Origin of the sequence: Shinella agrisoli (assembly GCF_046557955.1) — a bacterium.
Classification (GTDB): Bacteria; Pseudomonadota; Alphaproteobacteria; order Rhizobiales; family Rhizobiaceae; genus Shinella.
This window is the reverse complement of record NZ_JBJIEP010000010.1, coordinates 208,891-217,722: the sequence shown is the minus strand read 5'-3', so window position 1 is coordinate 217,722 and position 8,832 is coordinate 208,891. Positions and strand designations below refer to the sequence as shown.

Annotated in this window: 7 protein-coding genes; 5 read left to right on the top strand and 2 right to left on the bottom strand. The window is 67.9% G+C overall.

Annotation, left to right across the window (positions count from 1 at the left end):
* Positions 1-176 precede the first annotated feature (176 nt).
* Both purN and purM read right to left on the bottom strand, forming a co-directional pair.
* Positions 177-839: a phosphoribosylglycinamide formyltransferase gene (gene purN, locus ACIIOY_RS13420; protein WP_411035174.1), complete on the bottom strand. Its 663-nt coding sequence runs from the start codon at positions 837-839 to the stop codon at positions 177-179.
* Positions 836-1,909, bottom strand: coding sequence for a phosphoribosylformylglycinamidine cyclo-ligase (purM, locus tag ACIIOY_RS13415; RefSeq protein ID WP_411035173.1), 1,074 nt, complete (start codon positions 1,907-1,909; stop codon positions 836-838). Before purM ends, purN begins: the two co-directional genes overlap by 4 nt.
* Positions 1,910-2,277: 368 nt before the next feature.
* On the opposite strand from purM, the gene ACIIOY_RS13410 reads away from it, so the two are divergent.
* From ACIIOY_RS13410 to ACIIOY_RS13390, 5 genes are all read left to right on the top strand, one after another.
* Positions 2,278-3,396: an AI-2E family transporter gene (locus ACIIOY_RS13410; protein WP_411035172.1), complete on the top strand. Its 1,119-nt coding sequence runs from the start codon at positions 2,278-2,280 to the stop codon at positions 3,394-3,396.
* A gap of 30 nt (positions 3,397-3,426) precedes the next feature.
* Complete coding sequence (gene hdaA, locus ACIIOY_RS13405) at positions 3,427-4,125, top strand: DnaA regulatory inactivator HdaA (protein WP_411035171.1); 699 nt, start codon at positions 3,427-3,429, stop codon at positions 4,123-4,125.
* A gap of 330 nt (positions 4,126-4,455) precedes the next feature.
* Entirely contained in the window at positions 4,456-6,669 is a 2,214-nt protein-coding gene (locus ACIIOY_RS13400) for an RNA degradosome polyphosphate kinase (RefSeq protein WP_411035170.1), read from the top strand.
* Between the two features lie 10 nt (positions 6,670-6,679).
* A complete protein-coding gene (gene ppx / locus ACIIOY_RS13395) occupies positions 6,680-8,200 on the top strand; it encodes an exopolyphosphatase (protein WP_411035169.1) in 1,521 nt (506 codons plus the stop codon).
* On the top strand, positions 8,200-8,808 hold the full coding sequence (locus ACIIOY_RS13390; RefSeq protein ID WP_411035168.1) for a DUF922 domain-containing Zn-dependent protease: 609 nt from the start codon (positions 8,200-8,202) through the stop codon (positions 8,806-8,808). The genes ppx and ACIIOY_RS13390 overlap by 1 nt, the downstream gene beginning before the upstream one ends.
* Positions 8,809-8,832: the final 24 nt, after the last annotated feature.

Sequence of the window (8,832 nt, the reverse complement as noted above, 5' to 3'; positions counted from 1 at the left end):
TGCACCGGCCGGGATGCGCATCCCGGCCGGTGCATCCAGTAAACCACACTTCTTCCACACAAGCCCGAGGATGACGGAGGAGATGGGGGAGAGCGGGGATAAGGTGAGGGGCCGGGCAAGACGGACGGGCTGCTCACCAGCTCGTTCAGCCTCTCAAGCAGCCGATCGATCCGGCCTTACGCCGCCGGCGAAATCAGGCACGCGCCGTCCACCCGCGGCAGGTCGTCCGCCGCAACCGCCCTGCCGCCCTCCATGCGCACCCTGCCTTCCGCCACGAGCCTGAGCGCCAGCGGGTAGCTGCGGTGCTCGACGGTCAGCACCCGCGCGGCGAGCGTGTCGGCCGTGTCGGCCGGCAGGACCGGCACGGCCGCCTGCACGATGGCCGGGCCCTCGTCCATGCCTTCCGTCACGAAATGCACCGTGCAGCCGGCGATCCGCATGCCGGCGTCGAGGGCGCGCTGGTGCGTGTGGAGGCCGGGAAAGAGCGGCAGCAGGGAGGGGTGGATGTTGAGGATGCGACCCTCGTAGCGCTGGATGAAGGCGCCGGATAAGAGGCGCATGTAGCCGGCAAGGCAGACGATGTCGGGCGAGAGCGCGTCGAGCGCCTCGAGGATCGCCGCCTCGTGCGCCTCCTTGCCGGCAAAATCCCGGCGCAGGAAGGTGCGGGTCTGAATGCCCAGCGCCTCGGCCTTCGCCAGCCCGCCGGCCTCCGCCTTGTCGGAGAAGACCGCGACGATCTCCGCCGGGAAGTCCGGCGCCTCGGCCGCCTTCGCCAGCGCCAGCATGTTGGAGCCGCCGCCGGAGATGAAGGCGACGACGCGCTTGCGGGCGCGCGTCATAGGGCGAGCGCGCCCTTGTAGATCGTGCCGGCCGCGCCTTCGTTGCGGGCGACCATGCGACCGAGGCGGAAGACGCTCTCGCCCTCGCGGGCCAGCACGGCGGCGACCGCATCGGCCTTCTCCTCCGGCACGACCGCGATCATGCCGACGCCGCAGTTGAAGGTGCGCAGCATTTCCTTCGCCTCCACGCCGCCGGTCCCGGCGAGCCAGGAGAAGACGGGCGGCGCCTTGACGGCGTCAAGGTCGATCTCGGCGGCAAGATGCTTCGGCAGCACGCGCGGGATGTTCTCCGGGAAGCCGCCGCCGGTGATATGCGCCAGCGCCTTGATCGCGCCCGTCTCGCGGATCGCCTTCAGGAGCGGCTTCACATAGATCCTCGTCGGCGTCAGCAGCGCCTCGCCGAGGCTCTTCGCGCCGTCGAACGGGGCAGGGGCATCCCAGGCAAGGCCGGAGAGCGCGACGATCCTGCGCACCAGCGAATAGCCGTTGGAATGCACGCCCGAGGAGGCAAGGCCGAGGATGACGTCGCCTTCGGCGATGTCGCCCGCCGGCAGCAGCTTTCCGCGCTCGGCGGCCCCCACGGCGAAGCCCGCGAGGTCGTAGTCGCCATGCGAATACATGCCCGGCATTTCCGCGGTCTCGCCGCCGATCAGCGCGCAGCCGGCCTGCCGGCAGCCTTCGGCGATGCCCTCGACGATGGCCGCGCCCTGCTCGGGATCGAGCTTGCCGGTGGCGAAGTAGTCGAGGAAGAAGAGGGGTTCGGCGCCCTGCACCACGAGGTCGTTGACGCACATGGCGACGAGGTCGATGCCGACGGTGTCGTGCCGATTGGCATCGATCGCGATCTTGAGCTTGGTGCCGACGCCGTCGTTGGCCGCCACGAGCACCGGATCGGAAAAGCCGGCGGCCCTGAGGTCGAACAGCCCGCCGAAGCCGCCGATCTCGCCGTCCGCGCCGGGGCGGCGGGTGGAGCGCACCGCCGGCTTGATCTTCTCGACCATCAGGTTGCCCGCGTCGATGTCGACGCCCGCATCGCTATAGGTCAGACCGTTCTTTCCCGACTGGCTCATGCTCTCGTCTCCGGCTCGCGCGCTGTTGCGCCCGATTGGCACGATGGGGGATGAAGTGCAAGAAGAATGCCGGGAATGCAGGGGTTTTTTCACCGGTTTGCCGGCGGCCGTGTGGAGATTGCCCCTCACCCTGACCCTCTCCCCGCAGGCGGGGAGAGGGGACGCGCCACGCAGCCATGTGGAAATGGGGGAAAACGGTTCGGCATCTTTCCTTCGCCCCGCCTGCGGGGAGAAGGTGGCCGGCAGGCCGGATGAGGGGCATTTCGCACGAATGCGGCTTCTCCTGCTTTTCCAACGGAGCCTTGACCTTCCTCGCCCCCGCATCCTATCTCGTCTGCCAACAGCGGCGGAACACGGGAAAGAGCGCGATGGCAGCCCATATCAGCGGCGCGGGATTGAAGCGGCAGGTGATCTTCTGGCTCATCGCGCTCGCCTTCTTCGTGCTCTTCCTGCTCGTCTTCAGCGACATCCTCCTGCCCTTCATCGCCGGCATGGCGCTCGCCTACTTCCTCGATCCGGTGGCCGACCGGCTGGAGCGCTGGGGCCTCAGCCGCCTCATGGCGACGGTGGTCATCCTCGTCGCCTTCGTCGTGCTCTTCGCGCTGTCGCTGATGATCGTCATCCCGCTGCTGGCGACCCAGGCCGCCGACTTCCTCGAGACGCTGCCGGGCTATGTCAGCCAGCTGCAGGAGCTGGTGGCGAGCTTCAACCCCGATCTCCTGCCCACCTGGATCAGCAGCCAGATGGGCACGATCAAGCAGAGCTTCTCGTCCATCCTCGCCGAGGGCGCCGGCTTCCTCGGCACGGTGTTCAGGCAGCTCTGGAACTCCGGCATGGCGCTGGTCAACATCGTCTCGCTCCTCGTCATCACGCCGGTCGTCGCCTTCTATCTCCTGCTCGACTGGGACCGCATGATCGCCAAGGTCGACAGCTGGGTGCCGCGCGACCATGTGACGAACGTCCGCCGGATCGCTTCGGAGATGGACGCGGCGATCGCCGGCTTCGTGCGCGGGCAGGGCTCCATCTGCATCATCCTCGGCCTCTACTACGGCGTCGGGCTTTCCTTCGCGGGCCTCAACTTCGGCCTGCTGATCGGCCTCTTCGCCGGGCTCATCAGCTTCATTCCCTATGTCGGCTCGCTGGTCGGCCTGGTGCTCGCGGTCGGCGTGGCGATCGTGCAGTTCTGGCCGGACTACTGGATGATCGTCCTCGTCGCCGCCATCTTCTTTTCCGGCCAGTTCATCGAGGGCAACATCCTCCAGCCCAAGCTCGTCGGCTCGCGCGTCGGGCTGCATCCGGTCTGGCTGATGTTCGCGCTGGTCGCCTTCGGCGCGCTCTTCGGCTTCGTCGGGCTGATGATCGCGGTGCCGGCCGCCGCCGCGGTGGGCGTTCTTGTCCGCTTCGGCCTCCAGCGCTACCTTGACAGCGACCTCTATCACGGGGCGAGCAAGCCCGTCCTCCTCGAAGAGAGCCTGCCGGAAGAGTGACCGGCCTCGACAGCGTATCCGGGTAAGACCATGACCTCGCGCAGCAAGACCGCCGAACAGTTGCCGCTGGCCTTCGGGCACGATCCCGCCACGGGGCGCGACGACCTGCTCGTCGCAAAGCCCGTCGACGCGGCGGTGGCGATGATCGACGCCTGGCCGCACTGGCCCTCGCCCGTCGTCGTCATCGCCGGGCCGGTCGGCTCGGGAAAGTCGCACCTTTCCGCCATCTGGCGCGAGAAGGCCGGCGCGACGCTGGTTTCGGCCCGGCCGAGGGAGGGCGCGGAAGAGGCGGCCGCGCGCGGCCCCGTGCTCATCGAGGACGCCGACCGCGCCGGCTTCGACGACCGCACGCTCTTCCACGTCATCAACAATGTGCGCCAGCACGGCCACACGCTGCTCGTCACCAGCCGGCTCTGGCCGATGTCCTGGCCGGTCGACCTGCCGGACCTGCGCTCGCGCCTGAAGGCGGCGACCGTGGTGGAGATCGGCGAGCCCGACGACGAGCTGCTCTCCCAGGTCATCGTCAAGCTCTTCGCCGACCGCCAGCTCTTCGTCGACGACAGGCTCGTCGCCTATATCGTCGCGCGCATGGAGCGCTCGCTGGAGGCCGCCCAGACGCTGGTGGACCGGCTCGACCGCCTCGCGCTCGCCCGCGGCAGCCGCATCACCCGCGCGCTGGCGCAGGAGGTGCTGGGCGAGATGGTCGGCGGGGAGGATTTCGCGGGGTAGGTTCCCGGTGCCTGCGGTTTGCCGCCGTCGCATTTGGCGTTCGCCCCTCACCCTGACCCTCTCCCCGCAGGCGGGGAGAGGGGACTTGCCTTGCGGGCCGCCATTGCTTCAGGAAAACGGTGCGGCACATCTCCTTCGCCCCGCCTGCGGGGAGAAGGTGGCCGGCAGGCCGGATGAGGGGCAGTCTCCAGATGCGGCGGCCTGACCGCGATGGGAGATGCCCGGCAGAGGGGGAGTACCCGCCTTATTCCACCGCCCCGGATTGACTGTCACAGTTCCGTCGTCAAACTGGGATAGGAGCCGGAAGACGGTCAACGGGCGGAATGTGAAATGGATACAGCGACTTCGGACCTCTCTCAGGAAAAGCCCGTCGAGGACGCGGCGCCGGAAGGGGCGGTGGTCGACATCGAAGCCCTGATGGCGAGCCCCGAGCGCTTCATCAACCGCGAATTCTCCTGGCTCCAGTTCAACCGCCGCGTCCTGGAAGAGACGCTGAACACGGCCCATCCGCTGCTCGAGCGCGTGCGCTTCCTGTCGATCTCGGCGGCCAACCTCGACGAGTTCTTCATGGTGCGCGTCGCGGGCCTGGAAGGCCAGGTGCGCCAGGGCGTCGGCATCCGCAGCCCCGACGGCAAGACCGCCGCCGAACAGCTCGACGACATCCTCAAGGAGATCGACAACCTCCAGATGGAGCAGCAGGCCTCGCTCGCCGTGCTCCAGCAGTATCTCGCCAAGGAGGACATCCTCATCGTCCGTCCCACGGCGCTGTCGAGCGACGACAAGGTCTGGCTCCAGCAGGAGTTCACCCAGTCGATCTTCCCGGTGCTGACGCCGCTCTCCATCGATCCGGCCCACCCGTTCCCGTTCATCCCGAACCTCGGCTTCTCCATCGGCCTGCAGCTGGAAAGCACGACGGGCAAGGAGCCGATGACGGCGCTCCTGCGCCTGCCGGTCGCGCTCGCCCGCTTCATCCGCCTGCCGGACGCCGACCAGGCGATCCGCTACATCACGCTGGAAGACGCCGTCGGGCTCTTCATCGGAAGACTCTTCCCCGGCTACATCGTGCGCGGCTCGGGCACGTTCCGCATCATCCGCGACAGCGACATCGAGGTGGAGGAAGAGGCCGAGGACCTGGTGCGCTTCTTCGAGACGGCGCTGAAGCGCCGCCGCCGCGGCTCGGTGATCCGCATCGAGACCGATTCGGAAATGCCCGAATCGCTGCGCCGCTTCGTGGTGCAGGAACTCGGCGTGCCGGACAACCGCGTCGCCGTCCTGCCGGGCCTGCTCGCCCTCAACACGCTGTCGGAGATCACCAAGGCGCCGCGCGACGACCTGAGGTTCGAGCCCTACAATGCCCGATTTCCCGAACGCGTCCGAGAGCACGCCGGAGACTGCTTCGCCGCCATCCGCGAAAAGGACATGGTCGTCCACCATCCTTACGAGAGCTTCGACGTGGTGGTCCAGTTCCTTCTCCAGGCTGCGCGCGATCCTGACGTCCTGGCGATAAAGCAGACGCTCTACCGCACCTCCAACGACAGCCCCATCGTGCGCGCCCTCATCGACGCGGCCGAGGCCGGCAAGTCGGTGACGGCGCTGGTCGAGCTCAAGGCCCGCTTCGACGAGGAGGCGAACATCCGCTGGGCGCGCGATCTGGAGCGCGCCGGCGTGCAGGTGGTCTTCGGCTTCATCGAGCTGAAGACCCACGCCAAGATGTCGATGGTGGTGCGCCGGGAGGAGGGCAGGCTTCGCACCTACTGCCACCTCGGCACGGGCAACTACCACCCGATCACGGCGAAGATCTACACGGACCTTTCCTTCTTCACCTGCAACCCCACCATCGCCAACGACATGGCGAACATCTTCAACTTCATCACCGGCTACGGCGAGCCCGAGGCCGGCATGAAGCTCGCCTTCTCGCCCTATACGCTGCGCCCGCGCATCCTGCGTCACATCGACGAGGAGATCGCGCACGCGAAGAACGGCGCGCCGGCGGGTATCTGGATGAAGATGAACTCGCTGGTCGACCCGGAGATCATCGACGCGCTCTACCGGGCGAGCCAGGCGGGCGTGGAGGTCGACCTCGTCGTGCGCGGCATCTGCTGCCTGCGCCCGCAGGTGCCGGGCCTTTCGGACAACATCCGCGTCAAGTCCATCGTCGGGCGCTTCCTCGAGCATTCCCGCATCTTCTGCTTCGGCAACGGCCACGGGCTTCCCTCGGACAAGGCGCTGGTCTATATAGGCTCGGCGGACATGATGCCGCGCAACCTGGACCGGCGGGTCGAGACACTCGTGCCTCTGATCAACCGGACGGTGCATGAGCAGGTACTTTCGCAGATCATGCTGGGCAATCTCATCGACAACCAGCAGAGCTACGAGATCCTTCCGGACGGAACGTCCCGGCGCATGGAAGTGCAGCCCGGCGCCGAGCCGTTCAACGCTCAGCACTACTTCATGACCAACCCCAGCCTGTCCGGCCGGGGCGAAGCCCTGAAGTCCAGCGCACCGAGGGCGATCGCGGGCTGGCAAGGCCGCCGGAAGAAGTAACTGGACATGCATGGTCGAATCTGAAGCCCAGGGGCGTTTGCCTGGAATTGCCCCGGTCTCGGTGGTGGATATCGGTTCCAACTCCATTCGCCTCGTCATCTACGAGGGCATGAGCCGTTCGCCGGCCATGCTCTTCAACGAGAAGGTCATGTGCGGTCTCGGCAAGGGGCTTGCGAAGACCGGCCGCATGGACCCGGCGAGCGTCGAGCGGGCGCTCTCCGCCCTCCACCGTTTCAAGGCCCTGTCGAAGCAGGCCCGCGCCTCCACCATGTTCGCGCTGGCGACCGCCGCCGCGCGCGAGGCCGAGAACGGCCCCGATTTCATCCACCAGGCGGAAATGATCCTCGGCCAGAAGGTGCGCGTGCTGACCGGCGAGGAGGAGGCCTATTTCTCCGCCCTCGGCATCGTCAGCGGCTTTTACGATCCGGACGGCATCGTCGGCGACCTTGGCGGCGGCTCGCTGGAGCTGGTGGACGTCGCCGGCGGCATGATCGGCAAGGGCATCACCCTGCCGCTCGGCGGCATCCGGCTTTCCGAGGCCTCCGGCGGTTCGCCCGCGCAGGCGCGCGTCGTCGCGCGCAAATACCTGCGCACCGCCGGCCTCCTGAAGAACGGGGCGGGCCGCGCCTTCTATGCGGTCGGCGGCACGTGGCGCGCCATCGGCGCCCTGCACATGGAGATGCAGAACTATCCCCTGCACATGATCCAGGGCTACGAGCTCGGCTTTTCCGACGCCATGGATTTCCTGACGGACATCGTCACCGCCAAGGACCAGAAGGACCCGGCCTATGCGGCGATCTCCAAGAGCCGGCGCAACCTCCTGCCCTTCGGCGCCGTCGCCCTGCAGGAGACGATCGCCATCATGAAGCCCTCGCGGGTCTTCTTCTCCGCGCAGGGCGTGCGCGAGGGCTACCTCTATTCGCTGCTGCCGGAACGCGAGAAGGCGCGCGACCCGCTGCTCGCCGCCGCGGGCGAGCTCGCCATCCTGCGCGCCCGCTCGCCCGAGCACGCCCGCGAGCTTGCCGAATGGACCGGCCGCATGATGCCGCTCTTCGGCATCACGGAGACGGCAGAGGAGCGCCGCTACCGCGAGGCCGCCTGCCTTTTGGCCGACATCAGCTGGCGCGCGCATCCGGACTACCGCGGCCTCCAGGCGCTGAACCTCATCGCGCACGGCACCTTCATCGGCATCACCCATCCCGGCCGCGCCTTCATCGCGCTCACCAACTACTACCGTTTCGAGGGGCTCAACGACGACGCCGTCAGCAGTTCGCTGGCCGGCATCGCAACGCCCCGCCTGCGCGAGCTCGCCAAGCTCGTCGGCGGCCTCCTGCGCGTCGTCTACCTCTTCTCGGCCTCCATGCCGGGCGTCGTGCCGCACATCGCCTTCCGCAGGTCGGCGCAGCCGGACGTCGACCTCGAGCTCGTCGTGCCGGCGGACTATGCCGAGCTCGCCGGCGAACGGCTCGACGGCCGCCTCCAGCAGCTCGCCAGGCTGACGGGCAAAAAGCTCGCCTTCCGGTTCCTGTGATGCCCATGGCGAGCACCCGCTTCCTGTCCGCATCCCTCCTCGCCGCCGGCCTCCTCCTTGCGGCACGCGCCGCCGCGCAGGACTGGCAGGCGGTCGAGCGGGTCGAGCCCTATACGGTCGAGGGCTCGACGGGCCTGGAGATCTACCGGTCGATCGGCGAGCGCGGCCCCAAGCTCGGCGTCGCCCGCGTCATCGCCCATACCGGCTTCAAGCTCACCTGGACGCGCAAGTACGAGCGCCAGGGCGATGCCTGCGTCATCACGGTCAACCGGCCGAAGCTCGTCATCACCTACACGCTGCCGAAGCTGAAGACGAAGCTCTCCGAGCCGCTGAAAAGCCGCTGGGAGACCTTCATTTCCGGCGTGACGGCGCACGAGAAGGTGCACGGCGACTTCATCAAGGACATGGTGCGGCAGATCGAGGCGGTGAGCGTCGGCATGACGGTCGGGAACGACCCGCACTGCCGCAAGATCCGCCCCGAGCTGCAGGCCCGCCTCGGCGAACTCTCGCAGGCCCAGCGCGCCCGCAGCCGCGATTTCGACAAGGTCGAGATGAGCGACGGCGGCAACGTGCACCAGCTCATCCTGCAACTGGTCGATCCGCGGTAGCGGGGCGGTGCCGGCCCGCTTTCC